Source organism: Mesorhizobium sp. M0340 (genome assembly GCF_040321535.1).
In the GTDB taxonomy this organism is placed as follows: domain Bacteria; phylum Pseudomonadota; class Alphaproteobacteria; order Rhizobiales; family Rhizobiaceae; genus Mesorhizobium.
In genome coordinates, this window is record NZ_JAMYRR010000039.1 from 1 (window position 1) to 24,452 (window position 24,452).

17 protein-coding genes and 11 pseudogenes are annotated in these 24,452 nt (G+C 58.7%); 18 read left to right on the forward strand and 10 right to left on the reverse strand.

Annotated elements, in window-relative coordinates; all coding sequences use genetic code 11:
- From NKI79_RS33370 to NKI79_RS30840, 4 genes and pseudogenes are all read left to right on the forward strand, one after another.
- Positions 1-334, forward strand: a pseudogene (locus tag NKI79_RS33370) (ISL3 family transposase); the annotation flags it as partial.
- Between the two features lie 453 nt (positions 335-787).
- Positions 788-1,546: pseudogene (locus tag NKI79_RS30830) on the forward strand (IS5 family transposase); the annotation flags it as partial.
- A 129-nt stretch (positions 1,547-1,675) separates the two neighbouring features.
- Positions 1,676-1,834 (forward strand): annotated as a pseudogene (locus NKI79_RS30835) (SDR family oxidoreductase); the annotation flags it as partial.
- Between the two features lie 303 nt (positions 1,835-2,137).
- The gene (locus NKI79_RS30840) at positions 2,138-2,509 is read left to right on the forward strand and encodes a carboxymuconolactone decarboxylase family protein (protein WP_352806927.1); all 372 of its coding nucleotides are present in this window, start codon (positions 2,138-2,140) and stop codon (positions 2,507-2,509) included.
- Between the two features lie 59 nt (positions 2,510-2,568).
- Here NKI79_RS30840 and NKI79_RS30845 read toward each other — a convergent pair whose 3' ends face one another.
- From NKI79_RS30845 to NKI79_RS30855, 3 genes and pseudogenes are all read right to left on the reverse strand, one after another.
- Positions 2,569-2,913 (reverse strand): hypothetical protein, encoded by a 345-nt coding sequence (locus NKI79_RS30845; protein ID WP_352806929.1) that lies wholly within the window; start codon positions 2,911-2,913, stop codon positions 2,569-2,571.
- A 956-nt stretch (positions 2,914-3,869) separates the two neighbouring features.
- Positions 3,870-4,035 (reverse strand): annotated as a pseudogene (locus NKI79_RS30850) (IS6 family transposase); the annotation flags it as partial.
- Between the two features lie 188 nt (positions 4,036-4,223).
- A complete protein-coding gene (locus tag NKI79_RS30855; RefSeq protein WP_352806932.1) occupies positions 4,224-6,671 on the reverse strand; it encodes a GcvT family protein in 2,448 nt (815 codons plus the stop codon).
- Positions 6,672-7,326: 655 nt separating this feature from the next.
- Between NKI79_RS30855 and NKI79_RS30865 the strand changes: the two genes are divergently transcribed.
- The 4 genes from NKI79_RS30865 (at position 7,327) to NKI79_RS30880 (ending at position 9,518) form a co-directional block, all read left to right on the forward strand.
- Positions 7,327-8,034 (forward strand): GntR family transcriptional regulator, encoded by a 708-nt coding sequence (locus NKI79_RS30865; RefSeq protein ID WP_352806934.1) that lies wholly within the window; start codon positions 7,327-7,329, stop codon positions 8,032-8,034.
- A gap of 77 nt (positions 8,035-8,111) precedes the next feature.
- Complete coding sequence (locus NKI79_RS30870; protein WP_352806936.1) at positions 8,112-8,342, forward strand: hypothetical protein; 231 nt, start codon at positions 8,112-8,114, stop codon at positions 8,340-8,342.
- A gap of 101 nt (positions 8,343-8,443) precedes the next feature.
- Positions 8,444-8,590, forward strand: coding sequence for a hypothetical protein (locus NKI79_RS30875; protein ID WP_352806939.1), 147 nt, complete (start codon positions 8,444-8,446; stop codon positions 8,588-8,590).
- 187 nt (positions 8,591-8,777) lie between these two features.
- Complete coding sequence (locus NKI79_RS30880; protein ID WP_352806942.1) at positions 8,778-9,518, forward strand: GntR family transcriptional regulator; 741 nt, start codon at positions 8,778-8,780, stop codon at positions 9,516-9,518.
- Between the two features lie 51 nt (positions 9,519-9,569).
- Here NKI79_RS30880 and NKI79_RS30885 read toward each other — a convergent pair whose 3' ends face one another.
- From NKI79_RS30885 to NKI79_RS30895, 3 genes and pseudogenes are all read right to left on the reverse strand, one after another.
- The gene (locus tag NKI79_RS30885) at positions 9,570-9,701 is read right to left on the reverse strand and encodes a hypothetical protein (protein WP_352806945.1); all 132 of its coding nucleotides are present in this window, start codon (positions 9,699-9,701) and stop codon (positions 9,570-9,572) included.
- Between the two features lie 148 nt (positions 9,702-9,849).
- A complete protein-coding gene (locus NKI79_RS33375; protein ID WP_502909872.1) occupies positions 9,850-9,975 on the reverse strand; it encodes a hypothetical protein in 126 nt (41 codons plus the stop codon).
- 46 nt (positions 9,976-10,021) lie between these two features.
- Positions 10,022-10,289 (reverse strand): annotated as a pseudogene (locus tag NKI79_RS30895) (IS21 family transposase); the annotation flags it as partial.
- A 676-nt stretch (positions 10,290-10,965) separates the two neighbouring features.
- On the opposite strand from NKI79_RS30895, the gene NKI79_RS30905 reads away from it, so the two are divergent.
- On the forward strand, positions 10,966-12,111 hold the full coding sequence (locus tag NKI79_RS30905) for a M20 family metallopeptidase (protein ID WP_352806947.1): 1,146 nt from the start codon (positions 10,966-10,968) through the stop codon (positions 12,109-12,111).
- 3 nt (positions 12,112-12,114) lie between these two features.
- On the opposite strand, the pseudogene NKI79_RS30910 reads toward NKI79_RS30905, so the two are convergent.
- Both NKI79_RS30910 and NKI79_RS30915 read right to left on the reverse strand, forming a co-directional pair.
- Positions 12,115-12,288 (reverse strand): annotated as a pseudogene (locus tag NKI79_RS30910) (transposase); the annotation flags it as partial.
- Positions 12,289-12,924: 636 nt separating this feature from the next.
- Positions 12,925-13,107 (reverse strand): annotated as a pseudogene (locus tag NKI79_RS30915) (transposase); the annotation flags it as partial.
- Positions 13,108-13,926: 819 nt separating this feature from the next.
- Here NKI79_RS30915 and NKI79_RS30920 point away from each other — a divergent pair.
- From NKI79_RS30920 to NKI79_RS30955, 8 genes and pseudogenes are all read left to right on the forward strand, one after another.
- The gene (locus NKI79_RS30920; protein WP_352806950.1) at positions 13,927-15,516 is read left to right on the forward strand and encodes an ABC transporter substrate-binding protein; all 1,590 of its coding nucleotides are present in this window, start codon (positions 13,927-13,929) and stop codon (positions 15,514-15,516) included.
- An 11-nt stretch (positions 15,517-15,527) separates the two neighbouring features.
- Positions 15,528-16,487: an ABC transporter permease gene (locus tag NKI79_RS30925; RefSeq protein WP_352806952.1), complete on the forward strand. Its 960-nt coding sequence runs from the start codon at positions 15,528-15,530 to the stop codon at positions 16,485-16,487.
- Positions 16,488-16,500: 13 nt separating this feature from the next.
- Entirely contained in the window at positions 16,501-17,322 is an 822-nt protein-coding gene (locus tag NKI79_RS30930; RefSeq protein WP_502909873.1) for an ABC transporter permease, read from the forward strand.
- Complete coding sequence (locus NKI79_RS30935) at positions 17,322-18,989, forward strand: ABC transporter ATP-binding protein (RefSeq protein ID WP_352806973.1); 1,668 nt, start codon at positions 17,322-17,324, stop codon at positions 18,987-18,989. The genes NKI79_RS30930 and NKI79_RS30935 overlap by 1 nt, the downstream gene beginning before the upstream one ends.
- A gap of 247 nt (positions 18,990-19,236) precedes the next feature.
- A complete protein-coding gene (locus NKI79_RS30940) occupies positions 19,237-20,289 on the forward strand; it encodes a GntG family PLP-dependent aldolase (protein WP_352806958.1) in 1,053 nt (350 codons plus the stop codon).
- Between the two features lie 140 nt (positions 20,290-20,429).
- Positions 20,430-20,888 (forward strand): annotated as a pseudogene (locus NKI79_RS30945) (IS6 family transposase); the annotation flags it as partial.
- A 346-nt stretch (positions 20,889-21,234) separates the two neighbouring features.
- Positions 21,235-22,194 carry a 2-hydroxyacid dehydrogenase gene (locus NKI79_RS30950; protein WP_352806959.1) on the forward strand — a complete coding sequence of 320 codons (960 nt, stop codon included), beginning with the start codon at positions 21,235-21,237 and terminating at the stop codon, positions 22,192-22,194.
- A gap of 65 nt (positions 22,195-22,259) precedes the next feature.
- Positions 22,260-22,539, forward strand: a pseudogene (locus NKI79_RS30955) (IS110 family RNA-guided transposase); the annotation flags it as partial.
- Positions 22,540-22,634: 95 nt separating this feature from the next.
- Here the strand turns inward: NKI79_RS30955 and NKI79_RS30960 are convergent.
- A pseudogene (locus tag NKI79_RS30960) lies at positions 22,635-22,964 on the reverse strand (ATP-binding protein); the annotation flags it as partial.
- Positions 22,961-24,099: pseudogene (locus NKI79_RS30965) on the reverse strand (IS21 family transposase); the annotation flags it as partial. The pseudogenes NKI79_RS30960 and NKI79_RS30965, both read right to left, overlap by 4 nt.
- Here NKI79_RS30965 and NKI79_RS30970 point away from each other — a divergent pair.
- Entirely contained in the window at positions 24,007-24,279 is a 273-nt protein-coding gene (locus NKI79_RS30970; protein ID WP_352806975.1) for a hypothetical protein, read from the forward strand. The pseudogene NKI79_RS30965 and the gene NKI79_RS30970 sit on opposite strands and share 93 nt — an antisense overlap.
- Positions 24,280-24,452 lie beyond the last annotated feature (173 nt).

Here is a 24,452-nt window from a genome sequence, read left to right on the forward strand (position 1 = left end):
GCGTCAATGGCGCGACGCACTGGACGGCTGGAGCAGATCGTGCACCACCTCGGCCTCGCACTCGGCGGTCGACCGGCTGACAGCTTTGCTCAGAGACTGATGCTGCCGGTAGGTAAGCAATGACACTCTGCTTCGCGTCGTGCGGCGCCGATCGCGGGCTCCAGATGAACGGTTGGCGGTGATCGGCATCGACGATTTCGCGTGGCGCCCAGGCACGGCAGTCGATCTTGGTGATCGCACGGGATCGACGGCCGGGCTATGGCGACGCCGCAGGGCACTGACGCACGCTGCCCAGGTCGCGGATCGATGGCACCTCATGGAGAACGCCAGCCGAGCCTGCGGCGGCGCCATGGCCTCGCTCGGCCCGATCCCGCGCAAGGCCCCGACCTGGCCAGACACCTCATGACACGCTGCGCACCGACACGCTCGCACCGCCCATCCCGGCGTCTGCTACAGTCGCCGTCGGACCTTTGCGCGCCGCTAGTCAAAGTCCCAGCCCGGCTGTCGCCAGCAACGCTGCACCTCAGCGTCAACGACCCAATGGCACCGTCTCCCGCGTCGCAGATGGTTCTGCATCGCGACGACGGGGGACCGCTCAAGAGCGATCGGCGAGCCGCTCCGGCGCCTCGGACACACTGTCGAGCCCTAAATCCCCATAGCCCCGCCCGCCATCCCGCGGTTCAGTTCAATCAGGCTTCAATGTAGTCGCGACCCGTGCGTGCCGCCCAATCGCGCCCGCGACTACACAGAACCCTCCAGATTCATTATCTGTGCGGAGGGACTGGATATGGCGCGCTTTGATTTTTCGGATTTCGAGTGGTCAGTGATCGAGCCGCTGTTGCCGAAAAGCCGAGGGGCGTACCGCGCGTTGATGACCGGCGGGTCTTGAACGGGATATTCTGGCGGCTTCGGACGGGCGCTCCCTGGGCGGACATTCCGTCGCGATACGGGCCGCACACGACATGCGTGAACCGCTTCAACCGGTGGCGCAAGGCGGGCAGTGGGCGCGGATATTGGAATCTGTGTAAAAGGCTTATGAGGGCGACATCCAGATGATAGATTCCTCGTCCATCCGTGTTCACCAGCACGCCGCCAACGCCCAAAAAAGATGGCCGATCCCGTTCCATGGGTCGCTCGCGCGGCGGCCTGACGACGAAGATCCATGCGCTGGTCGATGCGTTCGGCCTGCCGATCATGCTCAAGCTGACCGAAGCACAAGCGCATGACGGGCACTCGGTCGCCGACATGCTGGGCGGGCTTGGCGAGGGCGATATTCTGCTGGCCGACCGCGCCTATGACAGCGACGCCCATGCGCGCCAGTCTCGCCGACCGTGGCGCGTGGGCCTGCGTCAAACCCATGCGCAACCGAAAGATCGTTCCCGCCTTCAGCGCTTTCCTCTATCGATGCCGCAACCTCGTCGAGCGTTTCTTCAATCAACTCAAACACTCGAGCCGTCGCCACGCGCTTCGACAAACGCGACGACAATTTTTCTCGCCTCAGTCCAACTCGCCCTCGATCAGGATATGGTTGCGGCACAATGAGTCGGTGACCTATAGTCAAGCGCCAGAGGTCGGGCGCGGAAAGCTCGATCTCCTGCAAGCCAATAGGAATAACAGCCAATTGCATATGCCCCGGCTGGATCGATACTGATCGAGATATAAAAACTATCCGGATCTTCAAAACATATATCGACATGCAAGAGAAACATTGCCATTGCGCCGCCTCGGCACTGTCGAAGATATCGCGAACGCCTGCTTGTACCTAGTGTCCGAAATGGGTGGATACGTCACTGGTAACACAGTTTACGTCGATGGCGGCGAGTCCATGTTGTAATTCGATATTCCAAAGTAAAGGACCGCCTGGCAGCGCCGTCATCAATTACGAGATACTCTGAAAATATCAACCGAGTAATGTGTGTCGGCGACGATGTCGATACCGACGTGATTTTCCCGGGGCGCTACCACCGAATTCGGTGCGGAGAGCAAAGTCAACGCTGCTGCTATCGCGGTCGACCGCCTTGCCGGGACATCGGTCGTTCCCCCGAGCGCTCGTGGGGCCGACCGACCAGTCGGGACTGGTCTAACCGGCTAACTGGCGATCCCCGGATTTACTGCCTGCAGAAATGGAGAAACGAGAATGGACAAGGAACTCTTTGAGAAGGGCAAAACAATCCGCGGCGAGGTGGTCGGCAAGGAGTTTGTGGCCTTCAGGGAAGTCGACGAGTTCAACCTGCCCATGCAGGAACTGGTGACCGAGTATTGCTGGGGAGCCATATGGTCGCGGCCGGATCTCGATCGGCGTAGCCGCAGCATCCTGACCATCGGAATGCTCGCAGCCCTTAACAGGCCCGAGGAACTGGCAGGCCACATTCGGGGCGGCATCGCCAACGGTCTAACCAAGGCCGAGATCCGCGAATGCCTGCTGCAGATCGCGGTCTATGTCGGCATGCCGGCGGGACTAGGCTCCTTCAGGGTCGCCAGCAAGGTTTTTGCCGAATTGGGCATATGACCGCCTCACAAAGCGGCGATCGCTGGTGATCACCGCACGCGCCAAGGCCGGCGCCGACGTCATCGCATCGGCGCCGTCTCCTTCCCGCGCAGGAAGTCGACCATGATCCCCTGCACGGCGTCGACCATCTGATCTCCATCGGCCGTCTGGCAACAGGCCGCCCTGGCGGCCGGCAGGAAGGGCGTAAGCCCATGGCCGGAGATCACGTCGCCTACAAACATGGACGAAGCGAGCAGTTCCGGGCCCAACGGGTCGCCACCGGCCATGCCCATCGGCGTCGCGTTGCAGACCATATCGCAGCCGGTTGGATTGGAGGGGTCTGCCCGGACCCGGCCGCGAGCCAGTTCTTCCAGGAGTTTGACCAGTTCGACCGCGCGCGCTGTATTGACGTTGTGGATGATCATTCGCGGACGCCTGCTTCGAGCAGCGCGATGGCAATCGCGCTGCCGGCTCCGCCCGCTCGAGAAGCGGTACTCGCGCGCCCTCCGGTCGGGCCCCTGATCCATCTGGGCCTTGACGAAGGCGGCCGTCCTGCTGGTCGCCGTTCCAGGAGCCGTCGGCATTGCGACACATCACGCTGACGATTTTCAGCAGCTTCGACCGCTCCGTCATGGTGGCGCAGTACTCGAAGGCCGCGAACTTGTGCGGCATCATTATCAATAGCCCTCGACATTGGCGACGAGCGACAGCCCGTTGATCACGCCCTCCAGTTCGTCGTTGGGGACCTCCATCGGAACGCAAACGCCGTTGAGACCTTCGCGCCGAAAAAGTGCTGGTCAGCCGCTCCGGTGATTTCACGTATCTGCTTGGGTCTGCGATGATCGGAAACAATCGAGATTCACCGTTCAGGCAATTTGCCCATCTGTCCGTCTGCCTTCCTGCTGTTTCAGGCTATAGATCCGCCAAGGGTTGTCCAACTGCACTCGCGCCACAAAGACTTCACCCGGTCAATCGCCTTTCTGCAGCTCATTCGGGTCCACTGCTATGGTCACGCCGGCGCGCTAGAGTTGAAGTTGGAGGAAGGCCCGGGCGTCCCAATCACCGAATCCGCGCTCCATCACATCGGTCATCTCGTCGAGGGGGATGTTGGACAACCGCATCGCGCGCAACGAGCGAGAAGGCGATATCCTGGTCCACCACTTGGAATTGATTGAGGGAGCTGAACTTGGAGTCGTCGACCTCACGGGCGTCGATCAGTTGCCGGCGATGGGCTTGAGGAACAGCGCGCGGAGGCCGCGCTCCCTGCGATAGTCGATATTCCTCCGGCGCTGCCTGGTGACGTAGTTGCATCAGCTAGAGCAAGCGCGAGTGAATGACTGCGCTCCGTCACCGAAAGCGCTAAGAAATAGAAATGCTCCAGCAGTAGCGGTGCGAAACGAACGGTCCAGCGGTGATGGTGGTGTGGTCGACGGCGACCCCCCGCTCGGCCATCATCTCCTCAAGATCACGCAGGCTGGGATTGTAGGCCAGGTACCAGCGCACGCAAGGCAGGATCACTGACTGTCGAACTGGCGGCCCTTGGACATATAATCCTCCGAAATGTCGAAGGGTCTTGCGATAGCGCCGGTAATCAAAACGTTTCCACACATCCCGCGAAGTTCATCTTGCGCCGGAAACGGTGTCTTACTTTTTAGAACCTGATCCATTGTGGAGATAACCTCGTTGGCAACTGCTGCAAGCTCGCGTCAGCTGAATTGTCAAGCGATGACCTCGATCAGGCGCGCATGCGCATCGACGTGGAATCATAGAAGGGCTTGATACTGGCTTGTGCCGGCACGGCGCGCCCGTTGACCTGAACCGCAAAATCACCGTTTGCGACAAAAGCCTCGTCGACAGGTTCGTCCGCCACAACGTAACCCATGCCGATGGCTCCGCCCAAATGGTGAGCGTAATTGCCCGAAGTCAGGTGTCCAACCGCCTTACCGTTCCGGAGAATCGGCTCGTTGTGGAACAAGAGCGGTTCGGGATCCTTCAACAGGAAGCAAATCAACCTTTTGCCGCGGATGCCCGCCTGTTTCTGAGCCACGAAGGAATCTCTGCCGATGAACTGGACCGACTTGTTGGGCTTCGCAGTGAACGCTAGGCCAGCCTCAATGAGATTGTCCTCATAGACGATGTCGTGACCCCAGTGGCGGAACCCTTTCTCGAGGCGCAGAGCATCGACTGCGTGCATGCCAATCGAGCGTATTGCGAATTCCTCGCCAGCTTCCAACAGCGCGTTCAGGAAGGTGAGCGCATCGGAAGCGGGGATGTAAATCTCCCAACCCAATTCCCCAACGTAGGAGATTCGTTGTGCCCAAAGGCGAACGCCTGCAGCGTTCATCCAACGGCCGGTACCGAAAGCGAAGGCGTCTGCTGACAGGTCCTCGTCCGTCAGCTTCTGGAATACCGCGCGAGCGTTCGGCCCTTGCAGGGCGATAACCCCAAATTCGTCCGTGATATCCGAAATTTCGAAATTTTCGCCTTGCTCTACATGCCGCAGTAGCCACGACCAGTCCTTCACATGGCTGCCGCAGGGTGTAGCAATCATGAAATCGCCGTCGCTGAACTTCGAGACGGTCAAGTCCGCCTCGATACCGCCGCGCTCGTTCAACCATTGAGTATAAACGAGTTTGCCTGCCGGAACGGCAATATCCGCGCAGCAGATCCGCTGAAGAAAGGCTTCGGCGTCAGGACCGGTCACCTTGAATTTGGCAAGTGATGTGAGGTCGTAGAAACCCACATTCTCACGGACACACTTGTGCTCTTCCGCGGAATACGGGAACCAGTTCTGCCTCTGATAGCTATACTCATATTCACGCTTCGCGCCCTCGGGCGCATACCAGTTTGGTCGCTCCCAGCCAGCGACTTCGCCATGAACGGCCCCGAGTCCGACCAACCGGTCGTAGAACGGCGACTTGCGAATGCCGCGGCTCGAACGGTACTGATAGTTGGGCCAATGCATCGCATAGGAGCGTTCGAGCGCCTCGGCGACACGGTTCTCAAGATAGGTCTCGTCGCCCTGGAAGGGCATGGCCCGGCGGCAATCGCTCTCCCACACGTCCATCGGAGGGTGACCGACATCGATCCATTCGGCCATAACCTTGCCGATCCCGCCCGCTCCACCGATGCCGCGACTATTGAAACCGCAGGCAACAAAAAAATTTCTTAGATGCGGCGCTTCGCCCATCAAGTGCTGGTTGTCGGTCGTGAAGCTTTCCGGTCCGTTGAAGAAGGTGGAGATGCCGACCTGCTCGAGCGCGGGATAGCGCAGCATCGCTCTTGCGAGATACTTCTCGAAATGGTCGAATTCGTAGGGAAGCTCACCGAAGCTGAAGTTCGCAGGTACTTTGGACATTGGAAGCGGGTTGGCATTGTCTTCGAAGAAGCCGATGAGGAGTTTTCCCGCGTCCTCCTTGAAATACACGCCATGATCTAGGTCGCGCATGATGGGGAGGTTCGACGACAAGCTAGGTATCGCTTCGGTAACAACATAATAGTGCTCGCAAGCGAAAAGCGGAAGCACAACGCCGACCTGCTTCGCCAAATCCCGGGACCACATGCCGCCGGTCAGTACCACCTTCTTCGCGCGAATCGTCCCTTTATTGGTCTCCACCCCGGTGACCTTGTCGCCGTCGGTCAGTATTTTCGTAACGGTAACGCCTTCGCGCACGGTCGCGCCGTTCATCCTGGCACCTTTCGCCAGCGCCATGGTGACGTCAATCGGGTTCGTTTGCCCGTCCTTCGGCAAGTGCAGGCCGCCGACAATATCCTTGGTGTCGATCCCGGGATAAAGTTCACCGAGCGTCCGCGGGTCGACGACTTCAACCTCCACACCGAAGACGCGCGCCATTTCGGCGGTGCGCGTCAGCTCTTCAAGCCGTGCATTCGTCTGTGCAAGCGATATCGAGCCATTGCGTTTGTAGCCTGTCGCCTGCCCGGTTTCCGCTTCAAGCTCCTGATAAAGGCGGTGCGAATAGGCACCGAGTTGGGTCATGTTTTTGGTCGGCCAGAGCGTGCCGACCAGGCCAGCGGCATGCCAGGTCGTTCCGCAAGTGAGACGATCGCGCTCCAGCAGCAAAACATCGGACACGCCGCGCTTTGCAAGATGATAGGCAATTGAAGCACCCCCGATACCGCCACCAATGATGACGACCTGGGCCTCGGTTGGCAGGTTTGACATGAAACGTCCTTCGTGAACTTTAGAAATGTTGTTTGTTCTTCGTCTTTTGCGACCGCGCCTGAAGCACATTGGAAGCGGTCATCAGAGCGGCTGCCAAGAGGACTAGCAGCGTGGAAACGACCTTGATCGTCGGGCTTATTTGTTCACGCAAACCGCTCCACATCTGGCGAAGCAGCGTCCGCTGCTCCGAACGGGCATGAAGAGGGCCACGACAACCTCGTCGAACGGGGTGACCAACGCAAAGATGGCTCCTGCGGCCACCCCTGGAGCAATCGCCGAGCGGACCATAGTCGACATTCTCGAGCCAACCCGCGCAACCCTGGAGGGCATGGCCGGTTTCGACGTTCACGATAGCTCCCACGTCACGTTCCCCGTCTCCACCATGCTCCGGAGCTTCGCGGTTTCGCCACTACATTCCTCTTCGAAGACCTTGACGGCTTCAGGCTCGAAATACGAAGGGGCGGCAACTGCTCGATCCCGTTCCCGTGTTCTTATCGCGACGACAATTGCAAAGTTCCGTGGAAAAGAAAAGAAAAATTGTCGCTGGTCGACCATTTTTTTCTGCAGACACCCAGGGAATTTGCTTTTCGCTATCGACTCAAGTCCTCATGAGGGTTAACTTTTCCGACATTGATGGTATGGGCGACAATTTGGAATGAACGCAAAGATGCGCGGTCTAAACATGGAGAAGGTTGTGAAGGTCCCGGCCGAGATTAAGGCGGCTGAGATCCTTCGAAATGCGATCGTGGACGGTACAATTGCGCCGGGTAGCCGAATAACGGAAGGGGAACTGTCCGAGCAAATGCAATTGTCCCGCGCCACTATCCGGGGCGCGCTCCACCAGTTGGCAGGCGAGGGTCTTACGACACTGAAGCGATACGCAGGATGGTCTGTTGTGCAGCTTTCTGCGAACGATGTATGGGAACTCTATACCGTTAGATCCACGATGGAGCGACTCGGCGCACGGCTTGTCGCTCAAACGATAAACCCGCAATCGGCATCGGCAATAAGCAAGGCGCTTTCGAGCCTCGAAAAGCAGTGCGAAGTGGGGGCATGGAACAAAATTGCCGACGCAGATTTCAGATTCCACAAGAATATCGTCCGACTTGCTGGCAATGGCAGACTGATCGCGCAGTATGCCATCATTGAGCCACAAGTACGGATGTACATCCGATCACTTGATTCGCTTCTTTTTGAAACAGAAAAAATAGTTCAACAACACCAGCAAATTGCTGGTGCCATCATTTCGGGAGATACTTCTCTTGCTGGAGATGTGGCTGAGGCACACAATCTGGTAGACGGAGAAATTCTGGCACGACATCTTGCGTCTAAAGAGCTGAAGCTTGTGCGCGCCAATCCTTAGCACGCGGCGGAAGGGATGTGTGCAACGTTTTGATTACTGGCGCTATGGCAAGACCCTTCGACATTTCGGAGGATTAAATGTTCAAGGGCCGCCAATTCGACCAGTCAGTGATCCTGCTTTGCGTCCGCGACGAATGGAATGTGCTGTTGCGCGACAATCACCTCGGCTACATGAGCTGGCAGGAATACGAGGACAACCGAAGCTCTTCTCATCCCCGCGGCACTGGTAGCGATAGCCGTTGGCCTTCGCCATGCCGTAGGAGACGCACGTCATGCGCCCGCAGCGGCCGCACCGCATCCGCCCGGTGAGCAACGCGTGGCCTCCAGGATCCGCAGCGCGACGGCGCGATCGATCCGCAGGCCACCAATGCGGATGCACAGTCCTGCGCCGACATGGGCGCGACTGCGCCGTGGAAGCCGCGATCTTCGCCTCGGATCAGGCCGAGCGTTCGCGCAAGGATATCGTCGCCGCCGTCGAGCGGGAGTTGGAAGCCGCCCGTTATGGATCGCTGGCCGGACGCCGATACGAGCTGTGTTCGTCCGGCTGCCCGGACTGACGAGGGGATGGATTATGAAAACGAACTGCGGTGACCGAATCAAGTTGCTCTACTTCGACGCGCAGGGATTCTGTGCTGAAGATTCTTCAGAAGGGGGTTTTCAGTGGCCATCCCTAGCCGATCGAACCGCGCGACCCTAGCGGTGCGTGTTCGACAATCGATCCTTGATCTGGTATCTCCAGGTACCATGAATACGACCTCAAAATACACGATCAAAAAAGTCCACAAACGCAGCACTGAAGCCCAAGCGGCCGATAGACTGCGAGAGGCGATTATCTCGGGCGATATCCCGCTTGGGGCAAGGCTGACTGAACTATTGGTGTCTGAACAAGTCGGGGTTTCCCGAGGCACGATAAGAACGGCATTCCATCAACTTGTACAAGAAGGTCTCCTTGTCCAAGTCCCTTACACAGGTTGGACTGTGATGACCCTCAGCGCCAACGATGCATGGGAGCTTTACACCCTTCGAGCAAGCCTCGAATCTCTTGCAAGCCGGTTGGTCGCTAGTCGACTGAAGAGTGACGTTCGCTCGGAGGAAATTGCTAAAACACTTGCATCCACTTTCACGCGCCTGAAGGTCGCCTGTGAGAAAGGTAATAAGACACTTATCGCGCGAGAGGATATGCATCTCCATCGCACTATCGTATCTTTATCGCACCATGGACGATTGATAGACCAATATTCACGTATCGAGCACCAAGTTCGAATTTACATTCGATCCAGCGACGCTCTAGTCCCGGAGTCTGCCGATATCATTGCGCAACATGAGCCAATCATTGACAGTCTATTGCGTGGTGACGAGGAGGGGGCAGTCAGGGCGGCTGCAGCGCACAACGAGCGAGAAGGCGATATCCTGGTCCACCACTTGGAATTGATGGAGCGAGCTGAACGTGGAGTTGTATCAGCTACAGCAAGCGCGAGTGAATGAAGGCGCTCCATCGCCACAAGTGTTAAGAAATATTTATACAGCATAATACACTCAACGATTTTGAAGCCCATAACCGTCGCCATCGGTGGGATTTGCCTCGACGTGAGCAAAAAATGGCTCGTTCTTTTCGGTAGGGGCATCAGTTCGGCCATAGAAACGAAACAGCTTACCGCCATCGATCATGGTCGACCTCATGGGCGTCGATCAGTCGCCGGCGATGAACTTGAGGAACAGCTCGCGGTCGAGGCCGCGCTCGCTGCTATAGTCGATACTCACGGTCGCTGCCTGGTGACGCAGTTTGGCGAAGCCGAGGCGCGCGGCGAGCTTTCGGTCATGACGTCAACTCCATTCGCGTTCGAGCAGCTAGACCGAGCTCCTCGGCATGTGACAGCGGTTCGGCCACCTTGGCATTGGCGGCCAGTTCGTGGAATGCCTTGGCCATGCCGGTCAGGCCCATTACTTCAGCCGGCGAAGGATCGGGTGTGCAAGCATTTCAGTCTCCTTCAGCGGTAGTAGTGTGAGCCGCGGATGTTGGGTTGGTCGACGGGTTCTCGTGACGACGGCCGCGGCACCGACCGACGTCTGGTCGAGGCAGTTGTCGAGGATCGATCGGACCGACCCGTAGGTCCGGGCGCCGATCTCCAGCGCACGGCCACAGGCCGCGTTGACCCGCACCCGGCCGAAGCTCTTGACCAGGCGGATGATGCCCAGACAGGCCCGGAATCCCTGCTCGTGATTCGGGCGATCGGCGAGAATGCGCTCGCACAATAGTGTCCGGCCCCATGGGTCCCCCTCGGCGCCGTGTACGCACGCAAAAAACCGAACCCATTTTAACTGGTTCGCCAAGTGGCCCCTCTGGAAGTTGGGCGCTTGTTCGCCGACCTGATCGACAAGCAGATCAAGCGTCGCGCACACCGCTGAATCGAAGAACTCGAAGCCGCCATTGAGACCTACATCTACGCTGTCAACGCCGACCCGAAGCCATTCAGATGGACAGAGTCTGCTACCGACGTTCTCGCGGCGATCGAGCGCTTCTGCCTTTGCCACTCTCATAAACTGCTAACCGACAGGCCACTCAATCAGGACAGGCGTCGGCACTCGGCTTCACATCGTGGGCATTATAATTGTTTGACAATCGATGATCAGTCTTCGTATAACTCGCCTCGGCTGATTGACTCGGTTTGGTCAATCGTTTTTGGCGGGGCGGTAGGGGCGGCATCTAAGAACCAGGCTCTAAGATGGGGGAGCCCATAGCCGAACGTTGCTACCACCTCGGTTTCGGGTTGAGGTACGAGCGGCGCTCGTACGGGGCAAATGTACCAGGTGACGGAGGCGCTATTCAGCAGAAACAGCGCTGTAGGCACGAGGATAGGCACTTTGTTAGTTTGGCCAAGGGTCGGCCGAAGTAACGGAAACCCAGCATCTTACAATTACGATAGGAGAATTTATGTCACCCCGGTGCGCGGAAACTGTAGCCCTGCTACAAGAACTTATCAAAATTGAGAGCGTCAACCCGGCATTGTCGCCAACAGGAAGTGGAGAACAAGGAGTCGTTACGTTTCTTGAGGGTTTTTGCAGGGAAAGAAATCTCCCATATGAAGTGCAGCACGTGGTGGATGGCCGCTCGAACTTGTTAACTTGGGTGCAGGGGCAGGATTCTAACAAACGCATCCTTTTTTTAGCCCATATGGACACCGTGCCTACCGGCGAATGGGACTCAAATCCGTTCTCTGGCGAGCAAAGGGAGGGGCGGATCTATGGTCGCGGTGCTTGCGACGATAAGGGTTCGCTCGCAGCTATGTTGATCGCCCTTAGTACCCTTGGAGACCGCCAGCCCAAAGCCACAATCGTCGTCGCGGCGGGCATTGACGAAGAAGGCCCCAAAGCTGGCGCTCGCGCCATTGCTCAATCAGGCGTGTCGTATGACGCCGCAGTGGTCGGTGAACCAACTGACTTAGAGCTTGTTGTCGCTCACAAGGGCTCGGTTCGCTGGCAAGTCGAAGTTGAGGGCGTGGCCGCGCATACCTCGAAGCCCCATCTCGGAGTCAATGCGATCACTGGAATGGCTAAGATAGTATTGGCACTTGATGAGTTTAATAAGACCTTGGCGCTACGGACCCACCCATTAGTCGGATCCCCAACTCTGACCGTCGGTCTCATCGAAGGAGGCATCGAGCTAACGACTGTGCCACCGGTATGCCGTATTTGGATTGATCGACGCCTTATACCAGGAGAGCAGCCCCAGGAAGCGATACAGGAGGTGGAGAACATATTAGAAAGATTGCGCCAGAGCGAAGATAAAATTAAAGTGCGGTCGCTGCTACCTGCGAAGGAAGATCCAGCTCCGGCAAGTGCCGAGTCGAGCAAAATTGCAGCAGTAGCTGCAAAGGCTTGCGCTGATATAGCCGGAACCGGGAAATACGTTGGGGTGCCCTATGGCACGGATGCGAGTCAATTATCATTGGCCGCAATCCCCTGCATTGTCCTTGGTCCTGGAAGTATTGATCAGGCCCACACGAACAGCGAATTCGTTGAAATAGATCAGCTAGCAAAAGCAGTCGAAATATACCAAAATATCATGCTTAGCTATTAGATTGGCAATCAATTTCGTGTCGAATGTTCCGGCCCGGTCTCCTGGGATCGAAAGAGTCATCTTTAGAACCCAATTCTTCGAATGGCGGTCACGACGGTTGACGCCGCCGTTGCTGCGGTAGTCCTTGAGGTGTTCGTCAAGCTCGGCGTTCAGAATCCGCTCCGAAAGCGCCTTCTTCCCTTCTTCAGGTCGTCGAGCATATCGGACCCCGGCGGCCTTTCGCCGAGGTCCTCTTCACATCTGGCTCCGACACTGCGCTCAATGTGGGCTTCGCGTCTCCGCCGGTTGCTCAACCCGCGCCCTACGGCGTAACAGAAACGGCCGAGGCTCTAATCGCCAATGGTGAAAGTTCAGTGGCATGTATGGACGGCCTCCGCGTGGCAAGGGCATTTTTCGGCGCTTCTGACGAGTTGGTCGGGTGCAGGCATGTATACGGCCTTTGATTTCGGCGCGTTCATGCCGCTGATCGGATCCCAGACAGGTCAACGCGCTTTTAAGCGGTGACCCACTGAGCGGGTTAGTCCGATCCCGGCTCGACCGTCCGTCATCACACCATCAGCACCTCACCAATCTCTGCCTCCTCCGCGACCGCCGCCTCATAGGGCGGCGGAAGCCTCAAAGCTTCGGCCGGTCGTCATCAGTACCCAGACGATCAGACGATCCGCGCCATCTTGTTCGCCAAGACAACAGCGACGACGTTGTATGGCTTCTTCGCCAAAAGTCAGCGGCCCAGCGGTTAGACGCCGCTTTGCCCTTTCCGCTGAATCGGAGCACAGCATGGCACCGACCACGAGAAGGCGGCGGAGGATCGCGCTGCTTGCTGATCCTGCCGAGGCGGTCCTTGCCGCCCGATGAGTTCTGCCGCGGCACCAAGCCTATCCATCCCGCCAGCTGCCGGCCGGATTTGAAGAGCTCCGCGTCTGTCACGGTCGCGGCGATCGCGCTTGCAGTGATCGGGCTGATTCCAGGAATTGTCTCGAGTCGAGGCGCCGACTCAGTTCATTCGAGCGATGCCAAGCAGGAATCTGGCGATCAACGATCAACCTCGCTGACCTTCTCGTGCACCTCCCGCAACTGCCCGATCAGGGGAAGAAGTGTGGCCCGCGCAGCCGGGAGCGGAGGCGCGCGACATCGTCGGCCCCTATAGGGCATCGCCTGAGCGCGCACTGGTTCTGTGAGTGGAGGAGAAGATCCAGGCGATCGATCGCACGCAGCCGGTGCTGCCGATGCGCCGGGCCAGATCGAGCTGCGCAGCCGTGATTACAGGCGCCATGGTGTGACGTCGCTGTTCGCAGCGCTCGATGTCGCCACCGGACGGATCATCGGCAAACGCTATCCGCGCCACCGCTCCACGGGTTCCGCCGCTTTCTCGACGAGAATCGAAGCCGCAGTTCGACACCCATTTGGTCCTGGACAACTACGCCACGCACAATACGTAACCCATCGCAACTGGTTCGCCAAGCGGCCCCGCTGGCACGTCCATCTGACACCCACCAGCGTCCTACATCAATCAGGTTGAGCGCTTCTTCGCCGACCTGACCGACAAGCAGATCAGGCGTCGCGCTCGCCGCTGGGAGAAGTCGAAGCCGCTAGCGAACCTACATCGATGCTGTCAACGCCGACCCGAAGCCGTTCAGATGGACAAAGTCTGCTACCGACATTCTCGCCTCGAGTCGAGCGCTTCTGCCTCGCAACCCTTGTCGGTCATCAGCCTAAGATTGTGACTAGGAGCAATTGTTTGACAATCGAGGCCCAACTGGCCTTTATATAAGGCGATCGGCCTTCAGGGCCAACACATCAAGGGAGGAGTATGTAATGTCGCAGGAACTCGAGTATCTCAGCCGCTACGTCATTGCAGGCCGCTTGAGCCGACGTGAATTTCTTGGCCGTGCGACGGCGCTGGGCGTGAGCGCCACGTTCGCCAACTCGTTGCTTGCCCGAGCCGCGACTGCGCAGACGCCGCGAAAGGGCGGCATCCTGAAAGCCGGCCTCCAGGGCGGTGCAGCGACCGATGCCCTCGACCCGGCGCCCTTCGCCAGTGCGGTCCCCATCACCTTCGGCAAATGTTGGGGCGAGTTGCTGATGGAAATGACCCCCGAGGGCGGCATCGAATACCGAGTCGCCGAGGAAATCGGCTCGTCGAAGGACGCCAAGACCTGGACGATGAAGATCCGCAAAGGCATCCAGTTCCACAACGGCAAGAAAGTCACGCCCCATGACGTCGTCGCCACGCTAGAGCGGCACTCCAAGGAGGAATCAAAGTCCGGTGCGCTGGGCATCATGCGCGGCATCGAAACGCTCAGGGCTGATGGTCGCGACGTCGTGATCACGCTCAAAGAGCCCAACGTTGATCTGCCCTATCTGATGACCGACTTTCACCTGATCATCCAGCCCAATGGCGGCAAGGATGATCCGACCGCCGGCATCGGCACCGGTCCTTATAAGGTCACCGTCAACGAGCCGGGCGTGCGGCACGGCGGCGAAAAGTTCAAGGACTATTGGCAAGGCGACAAGCTCGGCCATGCCGACCAGATCGAGATCATCGTCATCAACGACGCGACGGCTCGCATTGCGGCCCTGCAGGGCAATCAGGTCCACATGATCGACCGCGTCGAGCCGAAGGTCGTCGACCTGCTCAAGCGTAATCCCGGCCTGACCATTCAGAACGTTTCGGGACGCGGCTACTATTACTTCAACATGTTCTGCGATACCGCACCGTTCGATAATAACGATCTCCGTATGGCGTTGAAGCTCGCCGTGAACCGCGAGGAAATGCTGGACAAGATCCTGCGTGGCTACGGCTCGGTGGGTAACGACTTCCCGATCAATGCCTCCTACCAGCTCTTCCCCGAGGATATCGAGCAGCGCGTCTTCGATCCAGACAAGGCCAAGTTCCACTATCAGAAGTCGGGCCACAGCGGGCCGATTCTACTCAGGACCTCCGATGCTGCCTTCCCCGGCGCAGTCGACGCCGCCCAACTCTTTCAGCAGAGCTGCGCCAAAGCCGGCATCACCCTCGAGGTCAAGCGCGAGCCAGGCGACGGTTACTGGTCGGAGGTCTGGCAAAAGCAGCCGTTCACGACCTCCTTCTGGTCCGGTCGCGCAACTCAGGACCAGATATACTCAAGCACCTTTCTGTCGACGGCGGAATGGAACGACAACCACTTCTTCAACGACAAGTTTGACAAGCTTCTGATCGAAGCACGCGGGGAACTCGACCAGGACAAGCGCAAGAACCTCTATCGCGAGATGGCCATCATTGTTCGGAACGAGGGCGGGACGATCGCGCCGTTCTTCAACCAGTTCATCGACGCGACAGGGCCGGGCGTGAAGGGGTTCGTCAAGCATCCTGCACGGGATATGGGTAACGCCTCCGCATTGGTGCAATGCTGGCTCGAAGCCTGAACGGAGTGCTTATGAACTCGCCCGTTCTGAGGCTGTCCGCCCAGCGCGTTGCGCTGGGCATTCTTCTCCTCTTCGCCGTCTCCGTGCTGATTTTCGCGGGCACTCAAATCCTTCCAGGCGACGTGGCGCAGTCCATCCTTGGACAGGCGGCCACACCCGAGGCGATCGCCAATCTGCGCCGGGAGCTCGGCCTCAACGATCCCGCCATTGTGCGCTACTTCCAGTGGCTGCGCGGGATTTTGACCGGCGATCTCGGCACGGCGCTGACCACGCGCCAGGAGCTTTCGGCGACGCTGCTGCCGCGGCTGTGGAACACGCTTTTCCTCGCCTTCTGGGCTGCTGTCGTGTCGATTCCCCTTGCAATCATCCTCGGCCTGCTGGCCGTGCGCTATCGCAACGGCCCTGTCGACAAGGCGATCTCGGGTTTCGCGCTGGCTTCAACGTCGCTACCTGAATTCTTCATCGGCTATCTGCTGATCTTCTTCTTTGCCGTGAAGCTGCAGTGGTTGCCGTCGATCTCGACCGTCTATGGCGGCATGCCGTTCTTTGACAAACTGAAAGCGATCGTGCTGCCGGCAACGGCTCTAGTGTTTGTCGTACTCGCTCACATGATGCGCATGACGCGTGCCGCCATCCTGAACGTGATGCAATCAGCCTACATCGAAACGGCTGAGCTTAAGGGCCTTTCCGCTTTCGACATCATCCGCAAGCACGCCCTCCCGAACACGGTCGCGCCCATCATCAACGTCGTCATGCTCAACCTGGCCTACCTCGTGGTCGGCGTCGTTGTGGTCGAGGTGATCTTCGTCTATCCGGGCATGGGGCAATATCTAGTCGACCATGTCGTCAAGCGCGATGTGCCGGTGGTCCAAGCAGTGGGTCTCATCTTCGCTGCCGTCTACATCGGGCTCAACATAGTTGCGGACGTCGCCGCGATCCTTGCCAACCCGCGCCTGCGGCATCCGAAGTAGAGCGCAGAACATGCTGAACTGGCAACATATCCCTCCGGGCGCCTTAATCGGTCTAGTCCTCACCTCCCTGTTTCTGCTCTGCGCGCTTCTTGCGCCGCTGGTCGCGCCCTTTCCGATGAGCGAGAGCGTCGGCGACGTTTGGGAGCCGATGTCCGCCGAGCACTGGCTTGGAACGGACAATCTGGGCCGCGATCTCCTGTCGCGCATGATCTATGGCGCCCGCACCACTATCTTTATCGCCGCCATCGCCACCGCCCTGTCCTTCTCGCTCGGCGCCATCCTCGGTTTTACGGCGGCTGTCGTCGGCGGTCTGGTCGACACGCTGATGTCGCGCTTCGCCGATCTCTTGATGTCGATACCGACGCTGATCTTCGGTCTGGTCGTGCTGTCGGTGCTGCCCTCGAACAACGTGACCCTCATCCTCGTCATGGGGATTTTGAGTTCGACGCGCGTTTACCGCCTCTCACGCGCGGTCGCGGTTGACATCAACGCAATGGACTTCGTCGAAGCAGCTAAGTTGCGCGGTGAGGGTCTCGGCTGGATCATCTTCCGCGAGATCCTGCCCAACGCACTGGCGCCGCTGGTGGCGGAACTCGGCCTGCGCTTCATCTTTTCCGTGCTGTTCCTGTCGGCGCTTTCGTTCCTGGGCCTTGGTGTGCAACCGCCGGAGGCGGATTGGGGCGGCATGGTGAAGGAGAATAAGGACGGCATTGTCTTCGGGATACCTGCCGCCCTCATCCCGGCCGCTGCGATCGCGACGCTGTCAATCTCCGTTAACCTGGTAGCCGACTGGGTGCTTATCCGCACCGCCAGTCTCAAGGGAGGACGGGAATGATGGCTAAGGTTCACACAAAACCGCGGCGCGAAAACGGCGTTCTGCTCGACATCCGTAATCTTAAGGTCGAGGCGACCGTCTATTCGCCTGGCGAGAAGCCGCGCGACGTCACCATCGTGGACGGAGTGTCGCTCCTATTGAAGCGCGGCAAGCTGCTGGGACTGATCGGTGAATCCGGCGCCGGAAAGTCGACCATAGGCCTTTCTTCAATGGGTTATGGCCGCGGCGGAGTCCGTATCACAGGCGGCGAGGTATTTCTGAACGGCCGCGACATCCTCAAGGGCGGCGTCCGGGATTTACGCAGGATGCGCGGCAGCGAGGTGTGCTATGTCGCGCAGTCGGCTGCTGCCGCTTTCAACCCCGCCCATCAACTCATGGACCAGGTCGTAGAAGCAGCGCTTCTGCATGGCATTGGGACCAAAGCCGAGGCAGAAAAGCGCGCGCTGGCGCTGTTCACCAAACTCCGCTTGCCCGACCCCAAAAGGATCGGCTACCGCTATCCACATCAAGTCTCTGGCGGCCAATTGCAGCGCGTGATGACTGCGATGGCATTGTGCTCTGAACCCGACCTGATTGTATTTGACGAGCCGACCACGGCTCTCGACGTGACGACGCAGATCGATGTGCTTGCTGCGATCAAGGACGCAATCCGGGACACTGGTGTTGCGGCGCTTTACATCACCCACGATCTCGCGGTGGTGGCCCAGGTCTCCGACGAAATTATGGTACTGCGGGACGGTAAGATGGTGGAGCACGGCGAAACGCGGCAGATCATCGAGGCGCCGCGCATGGACTACACCAAGGCGCTGGTGTCGGTGCGTTCGATCGAGCATGAGGAGAAGGAACCGACGGCGAAGCCTTTGTTGTCGGTGAGAAACGTCACTGCCGCTTATAGCGGTGGTGCCGTGAAGATTCTGCAGGACGTCTCGGTTGACGTCCATCCCGGCCAAACGCTCGCTGTCGTCGGCGAGTCGGGCTCCGGAAAATCCACCTTGGCCCGCGTCATCACGGGGCTGCTGCCGCCGATCGCCGGCAGCATCACCTTCGCCGGCCGCACACTAACGCCCAGGCTTACCGACCGCTCCAAGGACGATCTTCGAGAACTGCAGATGATCTATCAGATGGCGGACGTGGCGATGAATCCGCGCCAGACGGTGGGCACCATCATTGGCCGGCCGCTTGAATTCTATTTTGGCATGCGTGGAAAGGAGAGCGATGCCCGGGTCGCCGAACTGCTCGACGAGATCGAGATGGGCGAGCGCTTCATCGACCGGTATCCGGCTGAGCTTTCAGGCGGGCAAAAGCAGAGGGTCTGCATCGCCCGCGCGCTCGCCGCCAAGCCGAAACTCGTCATCTGCGACGAGGTGACCAGCGCTCTTGACCCGCTGGTGGCCGATGGCATCCTCAAGCTTCTGCTTCGCCTGCAGAAGATCGAGGATGTAGCCTATCTGTTCATCACCCACGATCTTGCGACTGTGAAGGCTATAGCCGATTCCATCGCGGTCATGTGTCGGGGAGAGGTGGTCCGATACGGCTCAAAGTCGCAAGTGCTCACCCCTCCCTTCGACGCCTATACCAACCTGCTGCTATCTTCCGTGCCTGAAATGGAGCTCGGATGGCTGGAGAGGGCGATCTCGGGACGGCGCATGGAGAGCGCGGGACACTGAGCTTCACCGGAAAGCGGGGGATGGCGATATTCGGATCGTGCCTGAGAGAACGACCGCAGGGGTGATCGCCATCTCCTCAGATTAACGTGACATGCCCGTAGCTTTCGACGTTCATCTCGAAGATCGTTTCGTGGTGAACAAGCCAAACCACCGCCTATTCGCATGTTCGGTTATTCAGATCCGCGCTTGCGATACGTAAAAGAACTTGGTACGCCGACAGCTCGGATCGAGTTGAATTGAGGACTAGATGATTGATCTTAGAAGCGACACCGTAACCCGCCCGACCGATGCCATGCGGGAAGCCATGGCCAAAGCCGAAGTTGGAGACGATGGCTATGGTGACGATCCATCCGTAAACGCTCTCGAACGTAAAGCAGCGGCCATCCTTGGAAAAGAAGCTGCCATCCTTGTGCCTACAGGGACGATGGGAAATCTCTGTGCGATCTTAGCTCAGACGGGCAGAGGCGACGAAATTATCGTGGAATCCGGCGCTCACATCTATCGAAGCGAACTCGGCGGAAGTGCTTCAGTAGCTGGAATTCCACATCGCGTGCTGCCAAGCGAACGTGGCGCTATTTGTATTGAGTTATTAAGGGCAGAGCTTCAAGGCACCGGGGGTTATGCTGGAAAACTGCGGCCCGCGCTGATCTGTGTGGAGACCACGCATAACGCTGCTGGCGGAGCCGTGCTGCCGTTGGACTATTTAGAAGCCGTGCGCGAGGTGGCCGTGGGAATTGGCTCCGCCGTGCACATGGACGGCGCGAGGGTATTCAATGCTGCTGTTGCACTTTCAGTCGATGTTTCGGAAATCGCGCGCCATGCCGATACGGTAACGTTTTGCCTTTCGAAAGGATTGAGCGCCCCGGTGGGATCTGTGTTGTGTGGCTCCCAAACCGTCATTGAACGTGCCCGACAGGTTAGAACGATGCTGGGCGGCACGATGCGCCAAGCGGGCATCCTTGCCGCCGCTGGTATCGTGGCACTTGATACTATGGTCGAAAGGCTTGTCGACGACCACCGGCGAGCTCGCCGCTTGGCCGAGGGCCTTCATGCTATCAATAGCGGCATATGTGATCCCGGCTCGACAGCTACGAATATCTTGTTCGCGGATATTTCGGCGTCGAACGTATCAGCGTCCGAGTGGTGCCGTCGCTTGGCTATGCGAAACATAACCTGCCGACCGTATAGTGGATTCAGAATACGGCTGCTCACACACGCCGGGATATCTGACGAAGATGTTGAATTAGTATTATCGGCGTTCGCTGCCGAATGGCATGGGAGTACGACACAGGTGGCATAATGTGCAAGCACTCTATTTCATATGTCTCCGTTGCCAAGGTTACGATAGCTCAGGCGCTGCTCGCGGGGGGCGTCCAGTTCAAGCCGCCGCGATGAACAGATTAGCAACGAAGTCGGTCTGAGCCTGCATTTCGTTCGTTAGTGACCGGGAAGTGGCATGTCGACGAGACGTACATCAAGGTCCGCTGCCATTGGATGTATCTTTACCGCGCCATCGACAGTGTCGGCGACACAGTCGAATTCTGGTTCAGCGAGCAGCGTGACCTGCCCGCGGCCAAGCGGTTCTTCAGAAAAGCGCGGGCCGGCCCGACCGCGTTGTCATCGATGGTAGCCAGACCAACCAGGAGGCTCGTTTCCTGTGACATCAAAAATCGCTTGCAGGATCGTTCCCGGGCGTCGGCTGAAGCCGATCCGGATCCGCAAGAGTAAATACCTGAATAACCGGATCGAACAGGACCATCGGCGCATCAACCGCCGCATCCGGCGAATGCTCGGCTTCAAATCGCCAGCATCAGCCGCGATCATCCTAGACAGCGTCGAATGGTTCACATGATGCGGAAGCAACAGGCGAGGTTCGCCTTTAATCCGATCCATCCCTAAACAAAACCTAAAATTGTTGTTTGACAATCGAGGATCAACGGTTACACATAAGGTGCCTCGATTGACCGGCTCCACCTGTTTCAATCGCTATCGTTGGTAGGGGCGGCATCTAAAGAGTCAGGCTGTCAAATGGCAGAGCCACTAGCCCAGCGTCGCTACCACCTCGGTGTGCGGGTTGAGTCACGCCGAAGCGGCGCTCGTGCGGGGCGAATCTACGCGTGTCGGAGGCTATTCAGCAGAATTGCGCTGTAGGTATGAGGGTAGGCACTTTCGTCGGACGGATTGGCTTCGGCTTGCCTCTTAACTCACCCCGGAACTGACATTCGAATCCCAGGATATGCAGAAAATGAAAGATCAATATGTTCGCTCGCCGATCGCTTTCGTCTCCCGCCTCAGTGTGGAGGAGGAGAATACTTGGACAAGCCTCTTGAGCTCATTGCTTCCCGGCGAAGACGTCATTCCCTTTCGAGAAATGAGTGACGACCAAAGGAAGCTTGCGGAGATTGCTATTGTAGCCAATCCCGATCCAGCTGAGCTTGTTGAAATGACAGGTTTACGGTGGATTCACAGTGTGTGGGCCGGTGTCGAGAGGCTCATGGCGGAACTTGCACCAGGAGGGCCGCCGGTTGTAAGATTAGTCGATCCAGAATTGTCTCGGACGATGGCCGAAGCAGTGTTAGCGTCGAGTCTTTACCTTCAGCGCGACATGCCGCAGTATGCCCGCCAACAACGCCAATCCTTGTGGCAGGCGCGTCCATATCGGCATCCATCCAAGTTAATGATAGGATTCCTCGGAACGGGTGAGCTCGGAACGTGTGCGGCAAGAACTCTTCAGCAGGTCGGGTTTCGTGTTGCTGGGTGGAGCCGCACACCGAAGCCGGGAAGCTTTTTTGATATTTACTTTGGGAACCAGGGCCTTGATCGCTTGTTGACCCAAGCTGACATCGTGATCTGTCTCTTGCCGCTGACGCCAGAGACCAAAGGGCTTCTAAATGCAAAGCGGCTTTCCTCGATGAAAGCTGGGGCGAGCATCGTAAACTTTGCACGTGGTCCAATCATCGACACCGATGCGCTGGTTCAGCTACTTGACATCGGCCATCTCTCTCACGCTGTCCTTGATGTCTTCGACCAGGAGCCCCTCGATCGCGATTCGCCCTTATGGCTTCATCCCCATATCACCGTGCTGCCCCATATTTCTGGTCCTACGGATTGTGAAAGCGCGGCGCGTATTGTTGCATCAAATATCCAAAGCTATCGTCACACCGGCGTCGTTCCTGCCGCTGTTGACCGGGTTCGGGGCTATTAATTCGGCCATCGTCAGGTTCGCGAGCCAGCTCGAAAAACGGCGTCGAACCGTCTAATGGATGCGGGCGGCTGGGTCGTGTCGACATGCGACGTGATCTGCTGGGGGCCTTCGCCGCAAAGCTGTCGCCGGATGACATCGTGGTGATTGAGGCTACAGGCAACGCAAGCTCAGCGGCGGCAGTTGTGGCGCTATATGTGCGTGATCGCAACTCGAAGCAGGTGCGCATCATCGCCCATGCTGAGATCAAGACGGACACGATCGACGGCGGCGTGTCTAGGGCAGCTCTATGCCAGCGGCTTTCTGCCGGAAGTCTGGATTCCGGACGAACCGACCCTAGGCGGCAGGTGACTCGGCGCAATCGATTCCGTTCTCCTGGCAGCGCACGTCGCGGCCGATGCTTTTTCAATGACATGGCGAGGTGTGCATTATGACGCGGGATCGGGCGGGCCGAACAACAGGATATTGGCTCCCTTTGCCAGCCAGCTGTCGCCGGCGCAGGTCACGGCCATGACCTGCGCCTTGGAGGCCATGGGTACGGCATCGAAGGCGAAGCTGTCGAGTGTCTTTCCAGGCGGCAGATGCGCTTCGGCCAGATGGCGTTCGATCCGGCGCCGATCGCGCTCGGCCAACTCATGCTGGCGATGGCCGACAGGAAGCGGGCGACGGGCCATCCCTCTCGATCGGCCTGCTCGGCAAATTGCGGCCACAGCGTCTTGATCGTCGGGCATGATGCCGAGCCGGGCTTCATCGATCGGATGAGCGTCTTTCATGCGACGTCTCCAGCATCGATCAGGGCTTTTAGTTACTGAGGGAAGCAAGTTGCACTGAGACGGTCGGCAACTGGGCGGGGTCAGGAGCGAAGAATGTTCGCAGGAAGGTAATATTGGGCAGTTCGCCAGCATCGAGGGTCTCGGCGAGTTGCTCGGCAAGTGCGCCCTCGCAGCCACGATCATGGGCCAGCGCCAGGAGTTCGACCATGACCTTGCACGCCTGCCTGTCCGGCAGCCGCTCGATGAGCGCATCGAAGGCCCAGCGGTATTCCTGCCGCGGGAAGAGCTTGTCCCGATGGACGAGATTGAGAAGCGCCATCGGTTTTTTGCGCAGGGAGTGGATGACGTGCCGATAGTTGACGACCTGGTCGTGCCGACCGTCGGCACGTCCACGGCCTCTGGGCAGCGTCATCAGGTGTGTTCCTCCGACAAAGACCTCGAGGCGATCGTCGAACAGCCGGACGCCAGGCCGATGTCCTATCAGCTGGGAGGGAACGGTGTAGAAGACCTTGCGCAAGGTGAAGCCGCCAGTTAGTGACACGGTGACGGACCACCTCTTCAAAGTCGCTGGTCCGCCGGTCGGCCGGTCGCGCAGTTCCTGCAGATCAGGACGCTCGCATCGATGCGCTTGCCATGATTGGCATTGCGGCGGCTGACGATCTCATCGATGAAGACAAGAGAGACGCCGAGATCGTCGAAGTTCTGGCTGCCTCGCATCAAAACGGCGTTGCGGATCGCATTGTTGAGATGGCCATGGGCGCTTTCGATCGCGCCGTTCTCATGGGCGATCCCCTCGTTGTTGCGCGTCCGCGTCAGACGGTAGTGGACACAGATCTCCTCGTAGCGGCGGCTGAGATCCTTCTTCGCATCGGCGCTGAGGTTGCGGAAGGCGACCGACAGGCTGTCGCTGCGGTGATAGAGCGGCGCTCCGCCGAGCGACCAGAGTGCGTTTTGTAGTCCTTCCGCCAGAACCACGAAGCTTTCGCCGCCCAAATGGGGCGTGCTCGAAGCCTGACGAGGCGAGCCGGAAGTGGTAGAGCAGATGATCGAGCCGCTCGCCGGTGATCGGCACACCCAGGCTGCCCATGTCGGTAAAGTCCGACAGTGCAAGCCGGCCGGGCTCGTGAAGCTGGCGGGCGACCTCAACTGCTTCTTTTGCGCCTGTCCGGGGAGGGGCGCCCAGTCACCGAACACGTGGCGCTCCCACGCCCGCGACATTCTTGTGTGGGCGCGCTTTCTTGTCAAACGGCGCGGCAGCAAGACGGTCGGGCGGGTCGGGACGATGTCCTGGCCTTTCACCGGGCGCGCCGCCTGAGCAAGTTGCTCATCTGTTGCGGCTTGCCGAGGCGGCGGAGCCCGGCCAGCTGCCGGACGATGCCTCACGCCGGCTGATGTACACGAGCGATCGGCCCGGTCTGCGCCAGCCGGCGCGATGCCTATGGCGGAAGGCGGCGCGCACCGATCTCGCGGCCATCAGCCGCCGATTCG

Excerpts from the sequence above, each read along its gene's own strand:
- NKI79_RS30840 (WP_352806927.1), top strand. The coding sequence starts at position 2,138 with ATGGACAAGGAACTCTTTGAGAAGGGCAAAACAATCCGCGGCGAGGTG.
- NKI79_RS30845 (WP_352806929.1), bottom strand. The coding sequence starts at position 2,913 with ATGATCATCCACAACGTCAATACAGCGCGCGCGGTCGAACTGGTCAAA.
- NKI79_RS30855 (WP_352806932.1), bottom strand. The coding sequence starts at position 6,671 with ATGTCAAACCTGCCAACCGAGGCCCAGGTCGTCATCATTGGTGGCGGT.
- NKI79_RS30865 (WP_352806934.1), top strand. The coding sequence starts at position 7,327 with ATGAACGCAAAGATGCGCGGTCTAAACATGGAGAAGGTTGTGAAGGTC.
- NKI79_RS30870 (WP_352806936.1), top strand. The coding sequence starts at position 8,112 with ATGTTCAAGGGCCGCCAATTCGACCAGTCAGTGATCCTGCTTTGCGTC.
- NKI79_RS30880 (WP_352806942.1), top strand. The coding sequence starts at position 8,778 with ATGAATACGACCTCAAAATACACGATCAAAAAAGTCCACAAACGCAGC.
- NKI79_RS30885 (WP_352806945.1), bottom strand. The coding sequence starts at position 9,701 with ATGATCGATGGCGGTAAGCTGTTTCGTTTCTATGGCCGAACTGATGCC.
- NKI79_RS33375 (WP_502909872.1), bottom strand. The coding sequence starts at position 9,975 with ATGGGCCTGACCGGCATGGCCAAGGCATTCCACGAACTGGCCGCCAAT.
- NKI79_RS30905 (WP_352806947.1), top strand. The coding sequence starts at position 10,966 with ATGTCACCCCGGTGCGCGGAAACTGTAGCCCTGCTACAAGAACTTATC.
- NKI79_RS30920 (WP_352806950.1), top strand. The coding sequence starts at position 13,927 with ATGTCGCAGGAACTCGAGTATCTCAGCCGCTACGTCATTGCAGGCCGC.
- NKI79_RS30925 (WP_352806952.1), top strand. The coding sequence starts at position 15,528 with ATGAACTCGCCCGTTCTGAGGCTGTCCGCCCAGCGCGTTGCGCTGGGC.
- NKI79_RS30935 (WP_352806973.1), top strand. The coding sequence starts at position 17,322 with ATGGCTAAGGTTCACACAAAACCGCGGCGCGAAAACGGCGTTCTGCTC.
- NKI79_RS30940 (WP_352806958.1), top strand. The coding sequence starts at position 19,237 with ATGATTGATCTTAGAAGCGACACCGTAACCCGCCCGACCGATGCCATG.
- NKI79_RS30950 (WP_352806959.1), top strand. The coding sequence starts at position 21,235 with ATGAAAGATCAATATGTTCGCTCGCCGATCGCTTTCGTCTCCCGCCTC.
- NKI79_RS30970 (WP_352806975.1), top strand. The coding sequence starts at position 24,007 with ATGATCGAGCCGCTCGCCGGTGATCGGCACACCCAGGCTGCCCATGTC.